This window comes from Aurantimonas sp. Leaf443, assembly GCF_001425575.1.
Taxonomy (GTDB): Bacteria; Pseudomonadota; Alphaproteobacteria; order Rhizobiales; family Rhizobiaceae; genus Leaf443.
This window is the reverse complement of the sequence record NZ_LMRD01000007.1, coordinates 556,685-580,000: the sequence shown is the minus strand read 5'-3', so window position 1 is coordinate 580,000 and position 23,316 is coordinate 556,685. Positions and strand designations below refer to the sequence as shown.

The following is a 23,316-nucleotide window of genomic DNA, read 5'->3' as shown; positions in this document are numbered from 1 at the left end:
TCTACCCGAAGGCGTTGCGCTAACCTGGCAACAGGAGGCAGGCGACCACGGTAGGGTCAGCGACTGGGGTGAAGTCGTAACAAGGTAGCCGTAGGGGAACCTGCGGCTGGATCACCTCCTTTCTAAGGACGATCCCTTCACGGCCTCCCGGTTGGATCCTTGCGATCCGACCATGCGACAATCCCTTCGGGATTGCGCAGGGACAACCGTATCGGATTGTTTTAGAACATAGAGGCCGTCAAGTCAGACGGACCTCGCGCATGACAAGCGCCACGCGGTCGGCTTGGAMGAGACTTGGGTTCGCTCAAGGCTCGCAAGAGCGCCTCGTGGTCATCGCAGGCCCCGCCGCCTTCGTTTCTCTTTCTTCCCTGGATATGAAGTTGCCGAACGACGCTCAGTCGGGCGGGCAGGATCGTCGAGGGCTTCGGGCGGGTGACCGTCACGAGGCTGTGACGCTTGTGCCCCAAGACGGTTCCGGCCGACAGGTTCGGGCCCGTAGCTCAGCTGGTTAGAGCGCACCCCTGATAAGGGTGAGGTCGGTAGTTCGAATCTACCCGGGCCCACCATTTTGGTTTGAGGCCGAGGTAAGATGTTCGCACGCGGTGCCAACCAAAATGGTGGGCCCGGGTAGCTTTCCTTGTTTGTCGGTTCTCGCTTCGCTGCGAGCCGACGGGCCGGGCCCACGGTCAGCGCCATTTGACGTCTGATCCTGTCTCCTCGGTGAGGCGGATCGGGGCTTTAGCTCAGCTGGGAGAGCACCTGCTTTGCAAGCAGGGGGTCGTCGGTTCGAACCCGACAAGCTCCACCACTTCGTTGCGATCTCGGCTGATGCCTTGAGGTCGGTTCATCCAGGAAGAGGATCAAGTTTGCCTCTCCGCCCATCGGGGTGGAGGTGGCCTGTTCTCAATATCATCGTGAAGAAGAAGACGGATCTCGAAGAGCCGCCATCATGCCCTCTCCAGGGGCGGCGGTTCTGTCGACGGTCGGGTCTGCGTCCGGGTTCATCGCCCGGATGTAGAGCATACAAGCCCGGCTGTCCCATGATCGATGCTGCCTGACCGCACGTCGTCGGGACCCGTCTCAAGAAGCTGGTCTTTCGCCGGTTGGACTTTACCCGTCCGATCGGCACGAAGGGTCCTGCTGCAGGACGCCCACAACCGGTTGCACGCCGGCTGGGTGTTTGCAGGACCCGCAAAGAGAATGAAGGCGTCGCATGATCGTCTCTCTCTTTCCACGGCACTGCCGCTCGTTGAGCGGCGCGTTGGCCGGTTGCCACCGGACCGGACGATCTCGATCGTCCGGCGAGGCCGACCGGCCGCCGGGCCTGATGGCCCGCGCCGCGCGCAGACGATGATCTCGCTAGATCATCGGCGTGAGCGCCCTGGAAAAGACGATCATTGGCGATGAGAACGATCAAGTGTCATAAGGGCATTTGGTGGATGCCTTGGCATGCACAGGCGATGAAGGACGTGATACGCTGCGATAAGCCATGGGGAGCTGCGAATAAGCTTTGATCCGTGGATTTCCGAATGGGGCAACCCACCTCCGATCCCTAGAAGATCGGAAGATCACCGGTTGGCGCGAGCTGTCCGGTGGTTTTGCGGTTTCTAGGGGTCATCAGCGAGGTATCTAACCCTGAATACATAGGGGTTTAGAAGCGAACTCGGGGAACTGAAACATCTAAGTACCCGAAGGAAAGGACATCAACCGAGACTCCGTCAGTAGCGGCGAGCGAACGCGGACCAGGCCAGTGGCCTCACAGACAAGAAGCCGAACACGTTGGAAAGCGTGGCGAGAGCGGGTGACAGCCCCGTAGGCGTAATGTGTCGTGAGGTCCTCGAGTAAGGCGGGACACGTGAAATCCTGTCTGAAATTGGGGGGACCACCCTCCAAGCCTAAGTACTCGTGCATGACCGATAGCGAACCAGTACCGTGAGGGAAAGGTGAAAAGCACCCCGACAAGGGGAGTGAAAGAGAACCTGAAACCGAATGCCTACAAACAGTGGGAGCCATCATTGGTGACCGCGTACCTTTTGTATAATGGGTCAGCGACTTAGTCTGGCGAGCGAGCTTAAGCCGATAGGTGGAGGCGTAGCGAAAGCGAGTCTGAACAGGGCGTTCAGTTCGTCGGATTAGACCCGAAACCGAGTGATCTAGCCATGAGCAGGCTGAAGGTGCGGTAACACGCACTGAAGGGCCGAACCCGCATCTGTTGCAATAGATTGGGATGACTTGTGGCTAGGGGTGAAAGGCCAATCAAACTCGGAAATAGCTGGTTCTCCGCGAAATCTATTTAGGTAGAGCGTCGGATGAATACTCCAGGGGGTAGAGCACTGGATGGGCTAGGGGGACTCACCGTCTTACCAAACCTAACCAAACTCCGAATACCTGGAAGTACTATCCGGCAGACACACGGCGGGTGCTAACGTCCGTCGTGGAGAGGGAAACAACCCTGACCACCATCTAAGGTCCCCAAGTTATGGCTAAGTGGGAAAGGATGTGAAGATCCCAAAACAACCAGGATGTTGGCTTAGAAGCAGCCATCATTTAAAGAAAGCGTAACAGCTCACTGGTCTAATTAAGGGTCTTTGCGCCGAAAATGTACCGGGGCTCAAGCCATACACCGAAGCTGTGGATTGTCCGATCTTGATCGGGCAGTGGTAGCGGAGCGTTCCCTAGGCCGTTGAAGCCGTACCCGTGAGGGGCGGTGGAGGTATGGGAAGTGCGAATGCTGACATGAGTAACGATAAAGGGTGTGAGAGACACCCTCGCCGAAAGTCCAAGGGTTCCTGCTTAAAGTTAATCTGAGCAGGGTTAGCCGGCCCCTAAGGCGAGGCCGAAAGGCGTAGTCGATGGGAACCACGTTAATAATCGTGGGCCTGGTGGAGAGTGACGGATCCCGTGTATCGTATGGTCTTATTGGATTGATCATGCGGTGAAGGGGTCCCAGGAAATAGCCCCACCGTATAGACCGTACCCGAAACCGACACAGGTGGACTGGTAGAGTATACCAAGGCGCTTGAGAGAACTATGTTGAAGGAACTCGGCAAATTGCACGCGTAACTTCGGAAGAAGCGTGACCTCCATGGACGCAAGTTGATGGAGGTGGCACAGACCAGGGGGTAGCGACTGTTTATCAAAAACACAGGGCTCTGCGAAGTCGCAAGACGACGTATAGGGTCTGACGCCTGCCCGGTGCTGGAAGGTTAAGAGGAGGGGTGCAAGCTCTGAATCGAAGCCCCAGTAAACGGCGGCCGTAACTATAACGGTCCTAAGGTAGCGAAATTCCTTGTCGGGTAAGTTCCGACCTGCACGAATGGCGTAACGACTTCCCCGCTGTCTCCAACATAGACTCAGTGAAATTGAATTCCCCGTGAAGATGCGGGGTTCCTGCGGTCAGACGGAAAGACCCCGTGCACCTTTACTATAGCTTTACACTGGCATTCGTGTCGGCATGTGTAGGATAGGTGGTAGGCTTTGAAGCGTGGGCGCCAGCTCGCGTGGAGCCATCCTTGAAATACCACCCTTATCGTCATGGATGTCTAACCGCGGTCCGTCATCCGGATCCGGGACAGTGTATGGTGGGTAGTTTGACTGGGGCGGTCGCCTCCCAAAGAGTAACGGAGGCGCGCGATGGTGGGCTCAGACCGGTCGGAAATCGGTCGTCGAGTGCAATGGCATAAGCCCGCCTGACTGCGAGACAGACAAGTCGAGCAGAGACGAAAGTCGGTCATAGTGATCCGGTGGTCCCGAGTGGAAGGGCCATCGCTCAACGGATAAAAGGTACGCCGGGGATAACAGGCTGATGACCCCCAAGAGTCCATATCGACGGGGTTGTTTGGCACCTCGATGTCGGCTCATCGCATCCTGGGGCTGGAGCAGGTCCCAAGGGTTTGGCTGTTCGCCAATTAAAGCGGTACGTGAGCTGGGTTCAGAACGTCGTGAGACAGTTCGGTCCCTATCTGCCGTGGGTGTAGGAGAATTGACAGGATCTGTCCCTAGTACGAGAGGACCGGGATGGACGTACCTCTGGTGGACCTGTTGTGGCGCCAGCCGCAGTGCAGGGTAGCTATGTACGGTCGGGATAACCGCTGAAGGCATCTAAGCGGGAAACCCACCTGAAAACGAGTTCTCCCTATCAGAGCCGTGGAAGACCACCACGTCGATAGGAAGCATGTGGAAGCGCGGTAACGCGTGAAGCTGAGCTTTACTAATCGCTCGATCGGCTTGATCGTTCTCATTCGCCAATGATCGTCCCAAAAGGGACAGTCATCGGGTTCTTTGTCGAAGACCCTCACGACGCATGACCAATGGGTCATGCGCCTGCGGGGCGCGCGCCACGAGGCGCGACGGCCTGGCGGCCTGTAGGGCGCTCCCTCCGGAAACGGGGATCAGGGGCGTCGCGGCAGGCTCGGGCCGCACCATCGAACCCAAAACCGACGCCTTCCCCTTCTCTTTGCAAGACCAGCTTCTCGATGAAACTTGCCCTTTGCCGACCTGGTGGCTCTAGCGGGGCGGCCGCACCCGATCCCATTCCGAACTCGGCCGTGAAACGCCCCAGCGCCCATGATACTTCGTCTCAAGACGCGGGAAAGTCGGTCGCCGCCAGGTCCGCAAAGCGCAAGTCTCAAACTTCTCGCAAAAATACCCCGCATCCCCAGCAAACCAGCAGCCCCCGAGGTCCATCCCACGGGGGCCTTCGCGCGTCCGGACCTCCGATCCGCAATGCAGGACAGGCAGCCGGGGCCCGAGCGAAGGCCTGCCNGCCAGGTCCGCAAAGCGCAAGTCTCAAACTTCTCGCAAAAATACCCCGCATCCCCAGCAAACCAGCAGCCCCCGAGGTCCATCCCACGGGGGCCTTCGCGCGTCCGGACCTCCGATCCGCAATGCAGGACAGGCAGCCGGGGCCCGAGCGAAGGCCTGCTCGACGCAAAAAACAAATCCCACGTTCCGCCGAGCAGGGGAGGGGACCCGATCCGCGGGCGGGAGCGCACAGATGCGTCCCGACCACCGGCCAGACCGGCCCCGCGCCGCCATTCCCCCGCAAACCCTCCCGCGTTGATTAAGGTCGGCGTTCGAAACGCCAAACCCTTCCGCCTCGCGCCATGGACGACGACCTTAATCAACCTCGCGCCATGGACGACGACCGCGCGACACCGGACCCCGGGATCAAGCCCCCAGTTTCGTCAACCAGCGAAGGACCGCGATCGGCTGGACGGCGCCGTTGCACCGTGATCGGGCTCTCACGCCCGACGCGCGAGCCAGATGACGTGACGCGCTCCGCTCCCACGACCGGCTCGGACCGTCTCCTCCGTGACCGAGAAGCCCGATCGCTTCAGCCGAGCGCCGAAGGAAGGCGCGGGGGCGGAGGACCAGACGGCGAGGATGCCGCCGGGGCGCAGCGCATTGCGGGCGGCTGCGAGGCCGTCGGTCGAATAGAGCCCGCCATTCGCCGCGCGCGTGAGGCCGGCGGGTCCGTTGTCGACGTCGAGGAGAATCGCGTCGAACCGATCCTTGGCACTCGCGATCGTCGCGCCGACATCGCCGGTGACGAGTTCAACGCGACGATCGTCGAGCGACCTGCCGAAGACCGGGGCGAGCGGTCCGCTGGCCCAGGCCGCGACCGCCGGCACGAGTTCGCAGACGGTGACCGAGGCCGTCGGCGGCAGGATCGAGAGCGCGGCGCGCAGCGTGAAGCCCATGCCGAGGCCGCCAATCAGGTAGGACGGCGCGGGACGCTCGCCGAGCGCTGTCGCCGTCAGCGTCGCCAGCGCTTCCTCCGACCCCGAAAGCCGCGAGTTCATCAGCTCGTTGCCCCCGATCATGATCGAGAATTCCGTGCCGCGCCGCATTAGGCGCAGCGTGCCGGCTTCGCCGGGAATCTCGGCCGTGTCGATCTGCACCCAGGGGATCATGGCGGCCGTCTCCGATCTGTGACCCGTGTGACGTCGCGCGCGCGAGGACTCGCGCCCCGCGTCCGCGCTTCGTCCCACGGATGCCGGCGCGCGCTCGTGCCGCGCCGTCGACCTGACGGCGACATTCGCGTCGCTGCCGCCAGCCATGGCAAAGGAGAGACGTTCAGTCCAGCGGGCGGTTGCGGGTCTCGATGCCGAGCATGGCCGTGAGGATGGCGGCAAGGACGAGGAGGCCGGAAAAGGCGCCGAGCGCGGCCGGGAAGCTCACGGCCATGACGGGTGCCAGCACCGAGGGGGCGATGAGCCCGCCGACGCGGGCGGCCGCGCCCGCCGTGCCCATGCCGGTGCCACGCAGGCGCGTCGGGTAGAGTTCCGGCGTCAGCGCGTAGAGCGCGCCCCAGGTGCCCAGAAGCGCGAAGCTCATCGCGAGCATGGCGAGCGCCACGAGCACCGGATCGGTGCCCAGCGCATAGGCGAAGCAGCCGACGGCGCTGAGGAGCAGGAAGCCGATGAGGGTCGGCAGCCGGCCCCAGCGCTCCACGCCGTAGGCGGCGAGCGCGTAGCCGGGGATCTGCGCCAGCGCCACGAGGACGAGGAAGAGCTGGCCGCGCACGAAGGAGAGGCCCGCCGCCGCATGCTGGCCCGGCAGCCAGACGAAGACGCCGTAATAGGAGACGGAGACCAGGAGCCAGACGAGGAGGATGAGGATCGTGCGGCGGCGATAGGGGCCGGCGAAGAGACGCGGCTTCTCGGTCGGCGGCAGGGGCTCGAGCCTCTCGACGCCCGCCGCGCGCCCGTTGACCGTGGCGATGCGGTTCAGGATCTCGACGGCCTCCTTGGCCCGTCCGGCCCGCAGCAGGAAGAGCGGCGATTCCGGGATGAAGAAGCGCAGGACCAGACCGACGAGCGCGGGAAGGGCGGTCAGCACGAAGAGAATGCGCCAGGGTTCGGCCGCGCCGTAGGAGGTGACGGCGAGGGAGAAGAGCGCGACCATCGCCGTGCCCACGGCCCAGAAGCCCTCGAGGAAGACCAGCCAGCGGCCGCGCCGCTCCGCCGGAAGGAACTCGGCCATCATCGCGTAGTCGACGGGCAGCGTGCCGCCGACGCCGAGCCCGGTGAGGAAGCGCAGCGCCAGAAGCCAGGCGAAGTCCGGCGCGAAGGCCGAGGCGAGGCCGAAGACGGCGTCGAGAAGGACGGTCGCCACGAGGATGGGCCTGCGCCCGAAACGGTCGGCCAGCCGGCCGAAGACGAAGGCGCCGACCAGCATGCCGAGGAAGAGCGCGGTGCCCGTCTGGATGGCCTGCGGAACGGTGAGGCCGAAGGAGGCCGCGATAGAGGGGGCGGTGAAGCCGATCGCCAGGACCTGCATGGCGTCGGCCGCCCAGACGAGGCCGAAGACCGCGATCAGGCGTTTCTGGAACCGGCCCGTGCCGGCGGCGCTGAGCGCGGTGTCGAACGATGTCGCGGACATGGCCTCATCCTCGCTGTCATGCGGCCTGACCTTGTATCACGCCGCTGTGATCGTCGCGTCTGCCCATAAGGCGTGCCGACGTCGCGCGCCAGACCCCAAGGGCCGGGGACGGGCGCCATTTGCGTCGCGCGCCCCCGTATCCGCCGCGAATTTCGCCGTCCTCGGTGTTTTGGTGCGCGCCGCGATCCTGTATAGCCGGGCCAGCCGCAAGACCTGCGCCTGCCGTTGCGGGGCGCGGGCCACAGAGCGGGCCGATCGCCGCCGCCTCCGGGCGCGACGCCACGTCGCCCGCGACCGTTCCGAAAGGACATGCCGATGCCCGCCTATCGCTCCCGCACCACCACGCACGGCCGCAACATGGCCGGCGCCCGCGGCCTCTGGCGCGCGACGGGCATGAAGGATTCCGATTTCGGCAAGCCGATCATCGCGGTCGTCAACTCCTTCACCCAGTTCGTGCCGGGCCACGTGCACCTGAAGGATCTCGGCCAGCTGGTGGCGCGCGAGATCGAGCAGGCGGGCGGCGTCGCCAAGGAGTTCAACACGATCGCCGTCGACGACGGCATCGCGATGGGCCATGACGGCATGCTCTACTCGCTGCCCTCGCGCGAACTCATCGCGGACTCGGTCGAGTACATGGTCAATGCCCATTGCGCCGACGCCATGGTCTGCATCTCCAACTGCGACAAGATCACGCCGGGCATGCTGATGGCCGCTTTGCGCCTCAACATTCCCGTCGTCTTCGTCTCCGGCGGCCCGATGGAGGCCGGCAAGGTCGTCTGGCCCGACCAGACCGTCAAGAAGCTCGACCTCGTGGACGCGATGGTGGCGGCGGCCGACGACCGCATCTCGGACGAGGACGTCAAGACGATCGAGCGTTCGGCCTGCCCGACCTGCGGATCCTGCTCGGGCATGTTCACCGCCAATTCGATGAACTGCCTCACCGAGGCGCTCGGCCTCTCGCTGCCGGGCAACGGCTCGACGCTCGCCACCCACGGCGACCGCCGGCGCCTCTTCGTGGAAGCCGGCCATCTCGTCGTCGATCTGGCGCGCCGCTATTACGAGCAGGACGACGCGAGCGTGCTGCCGCGCTCCATCGCCAACTTCTCCGCCTTCGAGAACGCCATGACGCTCGACATCGCCATGGGTGGTTCGACGAACACGGTGCTGCATCTCCTGGCCGCCGCCCACGAGGGCGAGGTGGACTTCACCATGGCCGACATCGACCGCCTGTCGCGCCGCGTGCCCGTCCTGTGCAAGGTCGCGCCGGCCGTCGCCAACATCCACATGGAGGACGTCCATCATGCCGGCGGCGTCTTCGGCATTCTCGGCGAACTCGACCGGGCGGGCCTCCTGACGACGGACGTGCCGACGGTCCATGCCGAGACCATGGCGGCCGCGCTCGACCGCTGGGACGTGAAGCGCACGCAGAGCCGCTCCGTGCACGACTTCTACCGCGCCGCGCCCGGCGGCGTGCCGACCCAGGTCGCCTTCAGCCAGGAGCGCCGCTTCGACGACGTCGATCTCGACCGCGAGGCCGGCGTCATCCGCGATCTCGAGCACGCCTATTCGCGCGACGGCGGCCTCGCCGTTCTCTACGGCAATCTCGCCGAGGACGGCTGCATCGTGAAGACGGCGGGCGTCGACGAGAGCATCCTGAAGTTCTCCGGCCCCGCGCGCATCTTCGAGAGCCAGGATTCGGCGGTGAAGAGCATTCTCGGCAACGAGGTGAAGGCCGGCGACATCGTGCTCATCCGCTACGAGGGGCCGCGCGGCGGGCCGGGCATGCAGGAAATGCTCTATCCCACGAGCTATCTGAAGTCGAAGGGCCTCGGCAAGGCCTGCGCTCTCGTCACCGACGGGCGCTTCTCCGGCGGCTCCTCGGGCCTCTCCATCGGCCATGTCTCGCCGGAGGCGGCCGAGGGCGGCCTCATCGCGCTGGTGGAGGAGGGCGATCCGATCGAGATCGACATTCCCAACCGGTCGATCCATCTGGCGGTCGAGCCGGCCGAGATCGCGGCCCGCCGCGAGGCGATGGAGGCGAAGGGCAAGGACGCCTGGAAGCCCGCCGAGATCCGCAAGCGCAAGGTGACGACGGCGCTGAAGGCCTATGCGTCCATGGCCACGAGCGCGGCCCGCGGCGCGGTGCGCCAGATCGACTGAAGGCCGTCGCTTCCCGGGCGGCATCGAAAATTTGGATGGCCGGCGATCGAACGGATCGCCGGCCATCGGCGTTTCAGGGGAAGAGCGACGGCGCTGCACGGCGTCGCGGGCGTTCAGGGACCGTTCAGACGGTCGCGTTCATTGCTTGTCCTCCTGTCGGCGGCCTCGCCCAGGACGGCGTTTTCGGTCCTCGCGATGGCGGGATATTTGGGAGTTTGAGATGACGGGCATCAAGGCAGCGACGATCGCGATCCTGTCCGTGGCGAGCCTCGCCACGGCCGGCTGCACGACGACGCAGAAGACTTTGGCGGGCGCGGGCATCGGCGGCGCCAGCGGCGCGGTGATCGGCAATGCGGTCGGCGGTTCGGGCGGCGCGGTGATCGGCGCGCTCGGCGGCGGCACGGTCGGCGCGGTGGCCGGGCGCAATATGTACTGATGCCGTGACGGCCCCGGCGATCCGGGGCCAGGCGCGCGTCGCGGACCGCCGGAAGGCGGCCGGGGCTTTGGAACGAAAGGGGGGCGGTCCTTGCGGGCCGCCCCCTTTTTTCGTCTTGGCGAAGGCGGGACGAAAGGTCCCGGGCCGCTCAGCCGCCCTGCAGCGGGGAGATGGAGATCTCGACGCGGCGGTTCTGCGCGCGGCCGTCCTCGGTGGCGTTGGAGGCGACCGGCCGGCTCTCGCCGAAGCCCTGCGTGTTCAGGCGGTTGGGCGAGACGCCCTGGCTGGCGAGCAGCTGGCTGACGGACGAGGCGCGCTGCTGCGAGAGCTGCAGGTTGTAGCCGTCCGAGCCCTGGCTGTCGGTGTGGCCGTAGACGTCGACGATGGTCTTGTCGAACTTGCGCAGGACGATCGCGACGGAATTGAGCGTCGGGTAGAAGGCCGGCAGGATCGAGGCCTGGTCGGTCGGGAAGGTGATGTTGGAGGGCATGTTGAGGATGATGCGGTCGCCGACGCGCGTGACCGAGACGCCCGTGCCCTGGAGCTGCTGGCGCAGCTGCGCCTCCTGATTGTCCATATAGGCGCCGATGGAGCCGCCGCCGATGAGGCCGACGCCGGCGCCGACCAGCGCTGCGCGGCCGGGATCGATGCCGGTGGCGCGGCCGATGACGTAGCCGCCCAGCGCCCCGACGCCGGCGCCAAGGCCCGCGCCGCCCATGGTGCGCGAGATCTGCTGTTCGCCCGTGTAGGGATTGGCCGTGCAGCCGGCGAGGAGCCCGGCGCACATTGCGACGAGGATGATCTTCTTCATGGTGCTGATCCAGCCTTGCAGAGTTGTGCCGGGCCGCGGGGCCCCTTGCCTGTCCGAGATCGGGCTAGAAAGCAGGCGCGGCTGGATTAGGGCTGGCGTGGCGATTGAGCCGCGATCGTTGCCGAACGGCAACGCGGACGGGCACCGGGATGGACCGCGCCGGGAGACAGACAGGGCGGCGCGCGAAGAAGCCGGACGCGCGTGGGCGCTCCCGGCTTCTGGTCTTGTCGCGCTGGCCCCGGTCGGGACCGGCCCTTGCCTCAGGCGGCCTGCTTGGCGCCGAGCAGCTTGCGGTTGACGAGGAGCTCGGCGATCTGGACGGCGTTCAGCGCCGCGCCCTTGCGCAGATTGTCCGAGACGACCCAGATGTTGAGGCCGTTCTCCAGCGTCTGGTCCTCGCGGATGCGGCTGATATAGGTCGCGTCCTCGCCGGCGCTCTCGAAGGGCGTGATGTAGCCCCCGTCCTCGCGGCGGTCGATGACGAGGCAGCCGGGCGCCTCGCGCAGGATGGCGCGGGCCTCGTCGGCGGTGATCGGGTTCTCGAACTCGATATTGACCGATTCCGAATGGCCGATGAAGACCGGCACGCGCACGGCGGTGCAGGTGACCTTGATCTTCGGGTCGAGCATCTTCTTGGTCTCGGCCATCACCTTCCACTCCTCCTTCGTCGAGCCGTCCTCCATGAAGACGTCGATATGGGGAATGACGTTGAAGGCGATGCGCTTGGTGAACTTCTTGCGCTCGATCTCGTCCGCCACGAAGACGGCGCGCGACTGCTTGAAGAGCTCGTCCATGCCTTCCTTGCCCGCGCCCGACACCGACTGATAGGTCGAGACGACGACGCGCTTGATCCTGGCATGGTCGTGCAGCGGCTTCAGCGCCACGACGAGCTGGGCGGTCGAGCAGTTCGGGTTGGCGATGATGTACTTGCGCGTGAAGCCGGACACGGCGTCGGCATTCACCTCCGGCACGATCAGCGGCACGTCCTGGTCGTAGCGGAAGGCCGAGGAATTATCGATGACGACGCAGCCCTTGGCCGCGATCTTGGGCGCCCATTCCTTGGCGACGTCGCCGCCCGCCGACATCAGGCAGATGTCGATGCCGGAAAAGTCGGTGAGTTCGAGGGCCTTGGTCTTGAGGGTCTTCTCGCCGAAGGAGACTTCGGTGCCCTGGCTGCGGCGCGAGGCGACCGCGATCACCTCGTCGGCCGGGAAGCCGCGCTCGTCGAGGATCGCCAGAATCTCGCGACCGACATTGCCGGTGGCGCCCACCACCGCGACCTTGTAACCCATGGAACCCAAGTCCTTCGCAACCGCTCCCCGCCGGACAATCGCACGCTCGTCATCCGCCCCGGGGGAGACAAGCGGGGCAGGCGGCGTCAGATAATCGCGGTTTTGATCGTGGAGCGCGCGGACATGGCGTTTCCCATGCGCGCGCCTCGCGCAAATGTCAATCGCGGCCGGGCGTGGGGCCCGCGGCGCGCCTGACCCGGAGGGCCTCAACGACGAAGGCCGGCGCAACGGCGCCGGCCCTGATCGAAAGCCTTGGTCGAGCCGCGTGCGGCCCGCCGGTCGCCTCAGTAGCGGCGGTCGGTCGAGCCCGGCACGACGGGCGTCGATGAAGCGGCATAGGTGCCGCCGCGACGCTGGCTGAACTTCTTGGCGACCCAACCGACGAACAGGGCCTTGAGGATACCACGGATCATCTTCGTTCTCCTTGATTGCGAAACTGTCAGCTAAAAGGCGCATGCGGGCAAAAGGTTGCACGGGAGTTCCAAAGGCCGGTGACGTTCCGGTGACCGAGCGACGACGAAAAAAGACCTTCGCCGGCCCTTGCCGAAGCCTTCCGGGCTTCCAGTGCTACGAAGGTTGTAGCCTTCCCTTGCTTCCCTTCGGATGCGATCCGGTTCACCTTTCCTTCAACATGCCGATGGGAACGGCGTGGTCGCCGAAAGCCGGCGACGCAATGGGAGGATTACGGATTTGGCTAGTCTCGAAACGCACGCGCCCGGCGCGGGCGGGCGATCCACTGGGATGACGAAGGAAGAGCGGAAGGTCATCATCGCCTCCTCGCTCGGCACCATCTTCGAATGGTACGACTTCTACCTCTACGGCACGCTCGCGGTCATCATCGGCAAGCAGTTCTTCTCGGCCTTCGATCCGAGCACGCAGGCGATCTTCGCGCTGCTCGCCTTCGCCGCCGGCTTCCTGGTGCGCCCGTTCGGCGCGCTCGTCTTCGGCCGCCTCGGCGATCTCGTCGGCCGCAAATACACGTTCCTCGTCACCATCCTCATCATGGGCGCCTCGACCTTCCTCGTCGGCCTCCTGCCGAGCTACGAGGATATCGGCTGGTTCGCGCCCGTCGCGCTGATCGTCCTGCGCATGCTGCAGGGTCTGGCGCTCGGCGGCGAATACGGCGGCGCGGCGGTCTACGTCGCCGAGCACGCGCCCCGCAACCGCCGCGGCTTCTACACGTCCTGGATCCAGACCACGGCGACGCTCGGCCTGCTCCTGTCGCTCGCCGTCATCGTGACGCTGCGCATCAACATGGGCGAAGAGGCCTTCGCCACGAGCTACCCGCTGTTCTTCGGCCTCGAGGGCGGATGGCGCATTCCGTTCCTGGCCTCGATCATCCTGCTGGCGGTGTCGGTCTATATCCGCATGCAGATGCACGAGTCCCCCGCCTTCACGAAGATGAAGGAAGAGGGCACCCGCTCCAAGGCGCCGCTGAAGGAGGCCTTCGGCACCTGGAAGAACGGCAAGATCGTGCTGATCGCGCTGTTCGGCCTCGTCGTCGGCCAGGCCGTCGTCTGGTACACGGGCCAGTTCTACGCGCTGTTCTTCCTGCAGAGCATCCTGAAGATCGACCTTCTCACGGCGAACGTCCTCATCGCCTGGTCGCTTCTCATCGGCACCGGCGGCTTCGTCTTCTTCGGCGCGCTGTCGGACCGCGTCGGCCGCAAGCCGGTGATCCTGGCGGGCTGCCTGCTCGCCGCGCTCACCTATTTCCCGCTCTTCCACGCGCTGACGGCGACGGCCAACCCGACCTATGCCGCGGCCATCGAGAACGTGAAGGTGCAGGTCGCCGCCGATCCCGCGACCTGCGGCTCGCTCTTCGATCCGGTGGGCATCCGCACCTTCACCCAGCCCTGCGACATCGTGCGCCGCACCCTGTCGCAGCAGGCCTTCCGTTACGAGAAGGTGGACGCGGCCCCCGGCACGCCGGTCTCCGTCACCGTGAACGGGACCGAGATCCCCTTCACCGACGGCCCGACCTTCGGCAAGGCGGTCGGCCCCGCCATGATCGCCGCCGGCTATCCCGCCGCCGACGACGCCGCCAAGGTGAAGATCGACGGGTTCTTCTCCGCGCTCGGCAACGTCCAGGCGCTGAAGGTGATCGGCATCCTCACGATCATGGTGATCTACGTCACCATCGTCTACGGCCCGATCGCGGCGGCGCTCGTCGAGTTCTTCCCGACGCGCATCCGCTACACGGCCATGTCGCTGCCCTACCATATCGGCAACGGCTGGTTCGGCGGCCTCCTGCCGGCGACCTCCTTCGCCATCGTGGCCTCGACCGGCGATATCTATGCCGGCCTCTGGTATCCGATCACCTTCGCGCTGCTCACGGTCGTCATCGGGGCGATCTTCGTGAAGGAGAAGCGCAATGTCGACCTGAACGACTGACGGTCCGCCCGTCAGGTTCCAGAAGAGGCCCCGGCGCGCGATCGCCGGGGCCTTTTTGCGTGGCCCCCTTGCCAGGGCCGCCCGGCCGATGTTCATTGTCTATACAATTGACGGGAGGCTGCCCGGGGCCCGCGCGGCCGAGCACCGGCACCCGTCTCGTCCGGCACAGACCCAAGGAGACGCAAGGCGATGGCCGTCCTCTATACCCATGCCCGCCTCGCCACGCTCGATCCCGCGCTCGCGGGCCTCGGTCTCGTGGAGTCCGGCGCCGTCCTCGTGGAGGACGGGCGCATCGCCTATGCGGGTCCGGCGGCGCAGGCCCCGGACGGCGAGGAGACCGTCGATCTCGGCGGCCGCCTCGTCACGCCGGGCCTCGTCGACTGCCACACCCATCTCGTCCATGGCGGCCACCGGGCCCGCGAGTTCGAGATGCGGCTCGTCGGCGAGAGCTACGAGGCGATCGCGCGGGCGGGCGGGGGGATCGTCGCCTCGCTCCAGGCGACGAACGCGCTCGACGTGGCGGGCCTCGTGGCCGCCACGCTGCCCCGCCTCGACGCGCTCCTGTGCGAGGGCGTGACGACGATCGAGGTGAAGTCGGGCTACGGCCTGACCATCGAGGGCGAGATCGCGATGCTGCGCGCCGCCCGCGCGCTGGCGGGTTCGCGGCCCGTGCGGGTGAAGACCTCCTATCTCGCCGCCCATGCCGTGCCGCCCGCATACAAGGGCCGCAGCACCGCCTATCTCGACGAGGTCGTTCTGCCGGGGCTCGAACGGGCCGCGCGCGAGGGGCTCGTCGACGCGGTGGACGGGTTCTGCGAGGGCATCGCCTTCTCGCCGGCCGAGATCGCGCGCGTCTTCGACAAGGCGGTTTCGCTGGGCCTGCCGGTGAAGCTGCATGCCGAGCAGCTGTCCCATCTCGGCGGCGCCGCGCTCGTCGCCTCCTATGGCGGGCTTTCGGCCGATCACCTCGAATATCTCGACGAGGCCGGCGCCCACGCCATGGCCGATGCCGGCACCGTGGCCGTGCTCCTGCCCGGCGCCTTCTACGCGATCCACGAAACGCGCAGGCCGCCCGTGGACCTGCTGCGCGCGGCCGGTGTCACCATCGCCCTCGCCACCGACTGCAATCCCGGCACCTCGCCCCTGACCTCGCTGCTCCTGACGATGAACATGGGCGCGACGCTCTTCGGCCTGACCGTCGAGGAGTGCCTTGCCGGCGTCACGCGCGAGGGCGCCCGCGCGCTCGGCCTCCTCGGCGAGACCGGCACGCTGGAACGGGGCAAGGCGGCCGACATGGCGGTCTGGGATGTCGAGACGCCCGCCGAACTCGTCTACCGCATGGGATTCAACCCGCTCCATGCCCGTATCCATGCCGGCCGGATGGAGCGGCGCCGGCCGAGCTTCGCGGCGATGGAAGAGGGCGCCCGATGAGCGACGTGGCCCCCTTGCGCGACGAACCGCTTCTCGATCGGCCGGTCTCGGTGGAGCAAGGCTCCTCGCCCGTCATCCTCGCCTTTCCGCACAGCGGAACGGCCTTTCCTGCCGCGATCGAAGCCCGGCTGAACGAGACCGGCCGCGTCCTTTCCGACACGGACTGGCATCTCGACCGGCTCTACGAGGGCCTTCTGCCCGGCGCGACGGCGGTGCGCGCGCAGTTCCACCGCTATGTGATCGACGCCAATCGCGACCCCTCGGGCGCGAGCCTCTATCCCGGCCGGAACACGACCGGCCTCGTTCCGCTGACCGATTTCGACGGAAGGCCGATCTGGCGCGAGGGCGAGGCGCCGGAGGCGGCCGAGGTCGAGCTGCGGCGCGCCGCCTTCCACGCGCCCTATCACGCCGCGCTCGCCGCCGAGATCGAGCGGGTGAAGGCGCTGCACGGCGTCGCCATCCTCTACGACTGCCACTCGATCCGCTCCGTCATTCCCTATCTCTTCGAGGGGCGCCTGCCGGACATGAATCTCGGCACCGATCACGGCCGGACCTGCGCGCCGCTCCTCCAGGAGGTCGCCGTCGCGGCGATGGCGGGAGCGGATTTCGTCGTCAACGGCCGCTTCGTCGGCGGCTGGACGACGCGGCACTACGGACGGCCGGGGGAGGGCGTCCACGCCCTGCAGATGGAACTCGCGCAGGCGACGCATCTGGCGGGCGAGGTGCCGCCCTATGCCTATGACGAGGCGAAGGCCGCCCCGCTGCGCGCCCGGCTCGCCGACCTCCTCGCCAGACTCCAAACCCTCGCGCCACAGCTTTCGGAGACGTCCCGATGATCGACCGCCGCCACAATGCGCGCACCGTGCGCGCCGCCCGGGGCACCGAACTCACCGCCCGGCAGTGGACGACCGAGGCGCCCCTGCGCATGCTGATGAACAATCTCGACCCGGACGTCGCCGAGAATCCGAATGAACTCGTCGTCTATGGCGGCATCGGCCGGGCGGCGCGCACCTGGGACGATTTCGACCGGATCGTCGCCGCGCTGCGCGCGCTTTCGGAAGAGGAGACGCTGCTCGTCCAGTCCGGCAGGCCGGTCGGGGTCTTCCGCACCCACAAGGACGCGCCGCGCGTCCTCATCGCCAATTCCAATCTCGTGCCGCACTGGGCGACCTGGGACCATTTCAACGAGCTGGATAGGAAGGGTCTGGCCATGTACGGCCAGATGACCGCCGGCTCCTGGATCTATATCGGCACGCAGGGGATCGTGCAGGGCACCTACGAGACCTTCGTGGAAGCCGGCCGCCAGCATTACGGCGGCGACCTCACCGGCCGCTGGGTGCTGACCGGGGGGCTCGGCGGCATGGGCGGCGCGCAGCCGCTCGCCGCCGTCATGGCCGGCGCCTCGTGCCTCGCCATCGAATGCAATCCGGATTCCATCGAGTTCCGCCTGCGCACCCGCTATGTCGACGAGAAGGCCGAGACGCTGGACGAGGCCATGGCGATGATCGAGGCCTGGACGAAGGCGGGCGTCGCCAAGTCCGTCGGCCTCCTCGGCAACGCCGCCGAGATCCTGCCGGAAATGGTGAAGCGCGGCATCCGGCCGGATATCGTCACCGACCAGACCTCGGCCCACGATCCCGTCAACGGCTACCTGCCGGCCGGCTGGACCATGGGCGAATGGAAGGCCAGGCGCGAGAGCGATCCCAAGGCGGTCGAGAAGGCCGCGCGCGCCTCGATGCGCACCCATGTCGAGGCCATGCTCGCCTTCCACGCGGCGGGGGTTCCCACGCTCGACTACGGCAACAACATAAGGCAGGTCGCCAAGGACGAGGGGCTGCAGAACGCCTTCGACTTCCCCGGCTTCGTGCCCGCCTATATCCGCCCGCTCTTCTGCCGCGGCATCGGGCCCTTCCGCTGGGCGGCGCTCTCGGGCGATCCGGAGGACATCTACAGGACCGACGCCAAGGTGAAGGAACTGACGCCCGGCAACGCCCATCTCCACCGCTGGCTCGACATGGCCCGCGAGCGCATCGCCTTCCAGGGCCTGCCGGCGCGCATCTGCTGGGTCGGGCTCGGCGACCGCCACCGGCTGGGCCTCGCCTTCAACGAGATGGTGCGCTCGGGCGAGTTGAAGGCGCCCGTCGTCATCGGCCGCGATCACCTGGATTCGGGTTCCGTCGCCTCGCCGAACCGCGAGACCGAGGCGATGAAGGACGGTTCGGACGCCGTTTCCGACTGGCCGCTCCTCAACGCGCTCCTCAACACCGCCTCGGGCGCCACCTGGGTGTCGCTCCACCATGGCGGGGGCGTCGGCATGGGCTTCTCACAGCATTCGGGCATGGTCATCTGCGCCGACGGCACCGACGACGCGGCGCGGCGGCTGGAGCGCGTGCTCTGGAACGATCCGGCCACCGGCGTCATGCGCCATGCCGATGCCGGCTACGACATCGCCCTCGACTGCGCGCGCGAGCAGGGGCTGAACCTGCCGGCGATCCTGCCGCGCTGAGATGGAGATCCTGCGCGCCGGCGCCCGCCGGGCGAGCCCCTGGAAGAACGGCGGCGGCATCACGGCGGAGATCGCCGTCCATCCGCTCGGCGCCTCCATGGACGATTTCGGCTGGCGCCTCTCGATGGCGGAGGTCGCCGCGCCCGGCCCGTTCTCGCGCTTTCCCGGCATCGACCGCATCCTCACGGTCCTTGCCGGACGCCTGGCGCTCGATTTCGAGGATGCCACGTCGATCCTCGATGCGGCCTCCGGCCCGCTGGCCTTTCCCGGCGACGTCCCCGTGCACGGCCGCCCGCTCGGCGGCCCGGTGCGCGACCTCAACGTCATGGTGCGGCGCGGGCACTTCACGGCCGGCGTCGAGGCTCTGGACGGGGCGCGCGAGATCTTGGCGGGGGAGGGGACGGTCTTCGTCGTCGCCCTCGTGCCTCTGGATGTCGGGACGCCGGGCGGCGGCGAGCGTCTCGACATGTCCGACGCCCTGCGGCTCGAGCCGGGCGAGAGCGTGACGCTCTCGGGCGGCGCCGGACTCGCGTTGCGTCTTCGGCCGGCCTGACCGCCGCCGCGGGGCGTCAGCCCAGCCGTTCGGCGAAGGCCGCCGCGATGGCGTCGCCCATCTCGGCCGTGCCGACCTTGCTTGCGCCCTCCACCATGATGTCACCGGTGCGCGTGCCGCTTTCGAGGACATGCGCGATCGAGGCCTCCAGCGCGTCGGCCTCGGCGACCATGGCGAAGGAATAGCGCAGGCACATGGCGAAGGAGGCGATCATCGCGATCGGGTTGGCGATGCCCTGTCCGGCGATGTCGGGGGCCGAGCCATGGACGGGCTCGTACATGGCGCGGCGCTTGCCGGTCGTCTCGTCCGGGCTGCCGAGCGAAGCGGAGGGCAGCATGCCGAGCGAGCCGGTGAGCATGGCCGCGATGTCGGAGAGCATGTCGCCGAAGAGGTTGTCGGTGACGATCACGTCGAACTGCTTCGGCGCCTGCACCAGTTTCATGCCGCCGGCATCGGCCAGCATGTGGTCGAGCGCGACGTCCGGATATTCGTCGCGATGCACGCGGGACACGACCTCGTTCCAGAGCACGCCCGTCTTCATGACGTTGCGCTTCTCCATGGAGGTCACGCGGTTCCGGCGGGTGCGCGCGGCCTCGAAGGCGGCGCGGGCGATGCGCTCGATCTCGTAGGTCTCGTAGACCTGCGTGTCGACGCCGCGCTTCTGTCCGCCGCCGAGATCGACGATCTCCTTCGGCTCGCCGAAATAGACCCCTCCCGTCAGTTCGCGCAGGATGAGGATGTCGAGCCCCTCGACCAGATGGCGCTTCAGCGAGGAGGCGTCGGCGAGCGCGGGATAGCAGATGGCCGGCCGAAGGTTGGCGAAGAGGGCGAGATCCTTGCGCAGGCGCAGGAGGCCGGCCTCGGGCCGCAGCTCGTAGGGCACGCCGTCCCATTTCGGGCCGCCGACGGCGCCGAAGAGCACGGCGTCGCAGCTCATGGCGAGCGCCATGGTCTCGTCGGAGACCGGCGCGCCCTCCGCGTCGATCGCCGCGCCGCCGACGAGGCGCGTCCGCGTCTCGAAGCCCGCGCCGCGCCTCTCGTTGAGGAGGGCGATCAGCTTGTCCACCTCGGCCATGGCCTCGGGGCCGATGCCGTCGCCGGGAAGGAGGAGGAGGGAGCGCGTCGCCATGGCCGATCCTTTTTCGGAGGTCGCGCCCGCGAAGGGCGCCGGCACGGGGCGCATGCCCGCATGCCCGAAGGGTTCGGCTCCGCTGTTTACGCGTTTGCGCAGAGGCCGCAACCGTTTCCCGGACGGGCCCCGGGCCCGCGCCCCGGCGGCCACGAAAGGCGCGCCGAATTGCCCCGAAATCGTCTCAATGTGTCAACGGCGGGTTAACGCTTCATCAGCCATAAGGGAGGCCTACGATTGTTCCGCCGACGAGGCGTCCGAACCCGCCGCTCCTCCTCCGGACCGGCGCGGCGAAGGCGTTGCAAACCGATCCGATCTCCATGACCTTCTTCATTCCCTCGCGCATCGCCGACCATCTCACGCTGTCGCTGACGATCGCGGCCGGCGTCATCGTCCTGCGCTTCGCGCTCGATCTCCTCCTGTCGCGCGGCACGGATGCGGTGACGGCGCGGCGGCGGCGCTTCACCTCGCGAGCGGTGCTGAACTCGATCCTTGCCTTCTCGCTTCTCGGCATCTGGATGAGCGAGATCCAGAACCTCGTCTTCTCGCTCGCCGCGGTGATGGTGGCGCTGGTCGTGGCGACGAAGGAACTCCTGATGTGCATGGCGGGCGCGGCGCTGCGCTTCGGCGGCCAGCTCTTCAAGGTTGGCGACCGCATCGAGATGAACGGCATCCATGGCGAGGTCATCGACCACGGCCTGTTCTCCACCAAGATCATGGAGCTTCCGCCGCTGCATCTCGGCCATGGCGGCACCGGGCGCATCGTCACGCTGCCGAACGCCGTGCTCCTGACCTCGCAGGTTCGCGTCGAGGCGCAGCCGCGCCAGTTCGCGCCGCACCGCTTCTGCATCACCTTCGAGCATCCCGTGAACCCGCGCCAGGCGGTGGAGGCGATCGAACGCGCCGCAGGGGAGGCCGTCCGGCCCGATCTCGATCGCGCCAGCCGCTTCCACCGCCTCGCCTCGGCCAAGGTCGGCGCCGAGATCGCGGGGCCCGGCGCGGAAGTGACCTTCGGCACCAGCGAGATCGGCAAGATGCAGGTGCATGTGATGGTCTACTGTCTCGCCAAGGACGCCCGCACGCTCGAGCAGCAGGTGACCCTTCGCGCCTTCGATCTTCTGGCCGCCCGCAAGCCCGAGGCCAGGCCCGCCGAGGCGCGCGCCTGGGGCGAGATCGCCCGCCAGCTGCGCGATCTGCCCAAAGCGCGCGAGAACGCCGCCTGAGGTAAGGCCGGCCCTGCGTCTTGGCGACCCGCCGGGCCACCGCGCCGGGCCACCGCGCCGGCCGCCCGTCCTCGCCCGCGGACGACACCCGCCCCTGCGGCAGCGCACAAGGGAAGGCGCCGCCCGGTCATGCCCTCACCTTCGCGGGACGCCCATTTAAGCGATCCTTCATGCAGCCTTCCTAATATCGCGCCACGTTCCAATTCGCGAAATGTCAGGGCGGGTCTCCGAAACCGATGACGATCAAACTCAAACTCTTCGCCAGCTTCGCCTTCCTCATCGTGCTGACCGCGCTCACCGCCGGGGCGGGACTCTATGCGCTCGACGCCAGCAGCCGCTCGATGCTGGCCTTCGAGGCGGGACCCGTGCGCGACAGCCACGACATGCGGATGGTGCGCGCCTACATTTCCGACGTCGGGCGCCTCGTGAACACGCTCGACATCATCGAGGACCAGGCCGTGTTCGACGATCTGGCCGAAACGGCCGCCGCGCGCGCCAAGAAGGCGAGCGATCTCCTGTCGGAGGTCGAGGCGCGGCTCGCTCCGGCCGAGCGCACGGCGATCGCCGGGCTGTCGAAGGAGCTGGCCGACTATTCGGCCGCCGCCGGCCGCGCCATCGCGTTCCTGCGGGAGGCCCGCAGCGGCGCCTCGCCCGACGCCGCCGCCAAGGCCGCCGCGGTGTCGCGCTCCGAAATGGCGCCCGGCATGTCCCGCATGGTCGATCTCCTTTCGGCCGGCGTCGAGGCGAGCGACGCGACCGAGACGGCCTTCGTCGATCAGACCAAGGCGCTCTCGGAAACCTATTTCTGGGTGATGGCGGGCGTGTGCCTCGTGGCCCTCGTCTTCGGCACGATCGTCTCGCGCCGCGTCGCCGTCCGTCTCGTCCAGGCGCTGGACTTCGTCCAGTTCAACATGAAGAAGATCGGCGAGGGCGACATCGCCGAGCCGATCACGGTCTATGCCAAGGACGAGATCGGAACGCTGCTGCACACGATGAACGCCATGACCGACAAGCTGCGCTCGGTCGTCGGGGCCGTGCGCGTCTCGTCCCATCAGGTGGCGAGCGGCTCCAGCCGGTCCTTCGCCACGGCCGCCCAGCTCAGCCACGGCTCGTCCGAGCAGGCGGCCGCGTCCGAGCAGGCCTCCTCCGCCATGGAGGAGATGGCCGCCAACATCCGCCAGAACGCCGACAACGCCACGCAGACCGAGAAGATCGCAAGCCAGGCGAGCCACAATGCCGAGAAGTCGTCGGCGGCCGTCATGCAGTCGCTGGAGGCGATGCGCACCATCGCCGACAAGATCCGCGTCGTGCAGGAAATCGCCCGCCAGACCGACCTTCTGGCGCTGAACGCGGCCATCGAGGCGGCGCGCGCGGGCACGCATGGCAAGGGCTTCGCGGTGGTGGCGTCCGAAGTGCGCAAGCTCGCGGAGCGCAGTCAGGCGGCGCTCGGCCCTCGTGCCGGACATCCAGCGCACGGCCGAGCTCATCTCCGAGATCTCGGCCGCCTGCCGCGAGCAGAATATCGGCGCCGACCAGATCAACCAGGCGATCCAGCGTCTCGATCAGGTGACGCAGGCCAATGCGGGGGCGGCGACGCAGATGTCCTCCACCGCCGAGCAGCTCTCCGGCGAAGCCTCGCAGATGTCCGAGCGCACGAGCTTCTTCAAGCTCGGCACGGCGGAGGAAGCCGCATCGAGCGCGGCGCTCGCAGCGCCTCGCCCCGCCGCCTCGGCCGCGGCGCCTGCCGTCGCCTCCGCCCCGTCGCGCCCCTCGCGCGCCACGCCCGCGCAGCCCGCCGCCGGCGTGAAGGGCCTGCAGGCCCGCGTCGAGAGCAGCTTCGCCTCCGGCCGCCCGTCCGCATCGTCCGGCGGCTTCGACCTCGATCTCGACGCCGGCTTCGAGAAGATGAGCGGATAGGCCGTCGCGCGGCGACCGACCCTGGAATGGCGAAAGGCCCGGATCGCAGGATCCGGGCCTTTCGCGTTTCGTGACCTC

The 23,316-nt window shown here is 67.2% G+C and carries 15 protein-coding genes, 2 tRNA genes and 3 rRNA genes (1 of these 20 running past the window's edge); 14 read left to right on the top strand and 6 right to left on the bottom strand.

What is annotated here, in order from left to right:
- From ASG48_RS10890 to rrf, 5 genes are all read left to right on the top strand, one after another.
- Window positions 1-122, top strand: a 16S ribosomal RNA gene (locus ASG48_RS10890) (it extends 1,363 nt beyond the left edge of the window).
- Between the two features lie 367 nt (window positions 123-489).
- A tRNA-Ile gene (locus tag ASG48_RS10885) sits at window positions 490-566 on the top strand.
- A 166-nt stretch (window positions 567-732) separates the two neighbouring features.
- Window positions 733-808, top strand: a tRNA-Ala gene (locus ASG48_RS10880).
- A gap of 603 nt (window positions 809-1,411) precedes the next feature.
- Window positions 1,412-4,235, top strand: a 23S ribosomal RNA gene (locus ASG48_RS10875).
- Window positions 4,236-4,496: 261 nt separating this feature from the next.
- A 5S ribosomal RNA gene (gene rrf / locus ASG48_RS10870) occupies window positions 4,497-4,611 on the top strand.
- Together the 16S, 23S and 5S rRNA genes with 2 tRNA genes alongside form the textbook arrangement of a ribosomal RNA operon.
- A 632-nt stretch (window positions 4,612-5,243) precedes the next feature.
- Here the strand turns inward: rrf and ASG48_RS10865 are convergent.
- Window positions 5,244-5,915, bottom strand: coding sequence for a hypothetical protein (locus ASG48_RS10865; protein ID WP_055849290.1), 672 nt, complete (start codon window positions 5,913-5,915; stop codon window positions 5,244-5,246).
- A gap of 163 nt (window positions 5,916-6,078) precedes the next feature.
- Window positions 6,079-7,386, bottom strand: coding sequence for an MFS transporter (locus tag ASG48_RS10860; protein ID WP_055849287.1), 1,308 nt, complete (start codon window positions 7,384-7,386; stop codon window positions 6,079-6,081).
- 315 nt (window positions 7,387-7,701) lie between these two features.
- Between ASG48_RS10860 and ilvD the strand changes: the two genes are divergently transcribed.
- Both ilvD and ASG48_RS10850 read left to right on the top strand, forming a co-directional pair.
- Entirely contained in the window at window positions 7,702-9,546 is a 1,845-nt protein-coding gene (gene ilvD, locus ASG48_RS10855) for a dihydroxy-acid dehydratase (protein WP_055849284.1), read from the top strand.
- Window positions 9,547-9,766: 220 nt separating this feature from the next.
- Window positions 9,767-9,982, top strand: a complete 216-nt coding sequence (locus ASG48_RS10850; RefSeq protein WP_055849281.1) for a YMGG-like glycine zipper-containing protein — start codon at window positions 9,767-9,769, stop codon at window positions 9,980-9,982.
- 148 nt (window positions 9,983-10,130) lie between these two features.
- Here the strand turns inward: ASG48_RS10850 and ASG48_RS10845 are convergent, their stop codons facing one another.
- The 3 genes from ASG48_RS10845 to ASG48_RS18930 all read right to left on the bottom strand — a co-directional run bounded on the left by ASG48_RS10845 (window position 10,131) and on the right by ASG48_RS18930 (window position 12,498).
- Window positions 10,131-10,793: an OmpA family protein gene (locus ASG48_RS10845; protein ID WP_055849278.1), complete on the bottom strand. Its 663-nt coding sequence runs from the start codon at window positions 10,791-10,793 to the stop codon at window positions 10,131-10,133.
- A gap of 260 nt (window positions 10,794-11,053) precedes the next feature.
- A complete protein-coding gene (locus ASG48_RS10840; RefSeq protein WP_055849276.1) occupies window positions 11,054-12,085 on the bottom strand; it encodes an aspartate-semialdehyde dehydrogenase in 1,032 nt (343 codons plus the stop codon).
- Window positions 12,086-12,369: 284 nt separating this feature from the next.
- Window positions 12,370-12,498: a hypothetical protein gene (locus tag ASG48_RS18930; protein ID WP_280138011.1), complete on the bottom strand. Its 129-nt coding sequence runs from the start codon at window positions 12,496-12,498 to the stop codon at window positions 12,370-12,372.
- A 328-nt stretch (window positions 12,499-12,826) separates the two neighbouring features.
- Between ASG48_RS18930 and ASG48_RS10835 the strand changes: the two genes are divergently transcribed.
- From ASG48_RS10835 to ASG48_RS10815, 5 genes are all read left to right on the top strand, one after another.
- Entirely contained in the window at window positions 12,827-14,479 is a 1,653-nt protein-coding gene (locus ASG48_RS10835; RefSeq protein WP_055849273.1) for an MFS transporter, read from the top strand.
- Window positions 14,480-14,668: 189 nt separating this feature from the next.
- Window positions 14,669-15,910, top strand: a complete 1,242-nt coding sequence (hutI, locus tag ASG48_RS10830) for an imidazolonepropionase (protein WP_055849270.1) — start codon at window positions 14,669-14,671, stop codon at window positions 15,908-15,910.
- Entirely contained in the window at window positions 15,907-16,746 is an 840-nt protein-coding gene (hutG, locus tag ASG48_RS10825; RefSeq protein ID WP_055849268.1) for an N-formylglutamate deformylase, read from the top strand. Before hutI ends, hutG begins: the two co-directional genes overlap by 4 nt.
- Window positions 16,743-18,416, top strand: a complete 1,674-nt coding sequence (gene hutU, locus ASG48_RS10820) for a urocanate hydratase (RefSeq protein WP_055849266.1) — start codon at window positions 16,743-16,745, stop codon at window positions 18,414-18,416. The genes hutG and hutU overlap by 4 nt, the downstream gene beginning before the upstream one ends.
- Before the next feature lies 1 nt (window position 18,417).
- Window positions 18,418-18,969, top strand: a complete 552-nt coding sequence (locus tag ASG48_RS10815; RefSeq protein ID WP_055849263.1) for a HutD family protein — start codon at window positions 18,418-18,420, stop codon at window positions 18,967-18,969.
- Between the two features lie 16 nt (window positions 18,970-18,985).
- Here the strand turns inward: ASG48_RS10815 and leuB are convergent, their stop codons facing one another.
- Window positions 18,986-20,098 (bottom strand): 3-isopropylmalate dehydrogenase, encoded by a 1,113-nt coding sequence (gene leuB, locus ASG48_RS10810; RefSeq protein WP_055849259.1) that lies wholly within the window; start codon window positions 20,096-20,098, stop codon window positions 18,986-18,988.
- Window positions 20,099-20,418: 320 nt separating this feature from the next.
- Between leuB and ASG48_RS10805 the strand changes: the two genes are divergently transcribed.
- Window positions 20,419-21,321, top strand: coding sequence for a mechanosensitive ion channel family protein (locus tag ASG48_RS10805; protein WP_055849257.1), 903 nt, complete (start codon window positions 20,419-20,421; stop codon window positions 21,319-21,321).
- A gap of 236 nt (window positions 21,322-21,557) precedes the next feature.
- The gene (locus ASG48_RS10800) at window positions 21,558-23,312 is read left to right on the top strand and encodes a methyl-accepting chemotaxis protein (RefSeq protein ID WP_055849255.1); all 1,755 of its coding nucleotides are present in this window, start codon (window positions 21,558-21,560) and stop codon (window positions 23,310-23,312) included.
- Window positions 23,313-23,316: the final 4 nt, after the last annotated feature.

Excerpts from the sequence above, each read along its gene's own strand:
- ASG48_RS10865 (WP_055849290.1), bottom strand. The coding sequence starts at position 5,915 with ATGATCCCCTGGGTGCAGATCGACACGGCCGAGATTCCCGGCGAAGCC.
- ASG48_RS10860 (WP_055849287.1), bottom strand. The coding sequence starts at position 7,386 with ATGTCCGCGACATCGTTCGACACCGCGCTCAGCGCCGCCGGCACGGGC.
- ilvD (WP_055849284.1), top strand. The coding sequence starts at position 7,702 with ATGCCCGCCTATCGCTCCCGCACCACCACGCACGGCCGCAACATGGCC.
- ASG48_RS10850 (WP_055849281.1), top strand. The coding sequence starts at position 9,767 with ATGACGGGCATCAAGGCAGCGACGATCGCGATCCTGTCCGTGGCGAGC.
- ASG48_RS10845 (WP_055849278.1), bottom strand. The coding sequence starts at position 10,793 with ATGAAGAAGATCATCCTCGTCGCAATGTGCGCCGGGCTCCTCGCCGGC.
- ASG48_RS10840 (WP_055849276.1), bottom strand. The coding sequence starts at position 12,085 with ATGGGTTACAAGGTCGCGGTGGTGGGCGCCACCGGCAATGTCGGTCGC.
- ASG48_RS18930 (WP_280138011.1), bottom strand. The coding sequence starts at position 12,498 with ATGATCCGTGGTATCCTCAAGGCCCTGTTCGTCGGTTGGGTCGCCAAG.
- ASG48_RS10835 (WP_055849273.1), top strand. The coding sequence starts at position 12,827 with ATGACGAAGGAAGAGCGGAAGGTCATCATCGCCTCCTCGCTCGGCACC.
- hutI (WP_055849270.1), top strand. The coding sequence starts at position 14,669 with ATGGCCGTCCTCTATACCCATGCCCGCCTCGCCACGCTCGATCCCGCG.
- hutG (WP_055849268.1), top strand. The coding sequence starts at position 15,907 with ATGAGCGACGTGGCCCCCTTGCGCGACGAACCGCTTCTCGATCGGCCG.
- hutU (WP_055849266.1), top strand. The coding sequence starts at position 16,743 with ATGATCGACCGCCGCCACAATGCGCGCACCGTGCGCGCCGCCCGGGGC.
- ASG48_RS10815 (WP_055849263.1), top strand. The coding sequence starts at position 18,418 with ATGGAGATCCTGCGCGCCGGCGCCCGCCGGGCGAGCCCCTGGAAGAAC.
- leuB (WP_055849259.1), bottom strand. The coding sequence starts at position 20,098 with ATGGCGACGCGCTCCCTCCTCCTCCTTCCCGGCGACGGCATCGGCCCC.
- ASG48_RS10805 (WP_055849257.1), top strand. The coding sequence starts at position 20,419 with ATGACCTTCTTCATTCCCTCGCGCATCGCCGACCATCTCACGCTGTCG.
- ASG48_RS10800 (WP_055849255.1), top strand. The coding sequence starts at position 21,558 with ATGACGATCAAACTCAAACTCTTCGCCAGCTTCGCCTTCCTCATCGTG.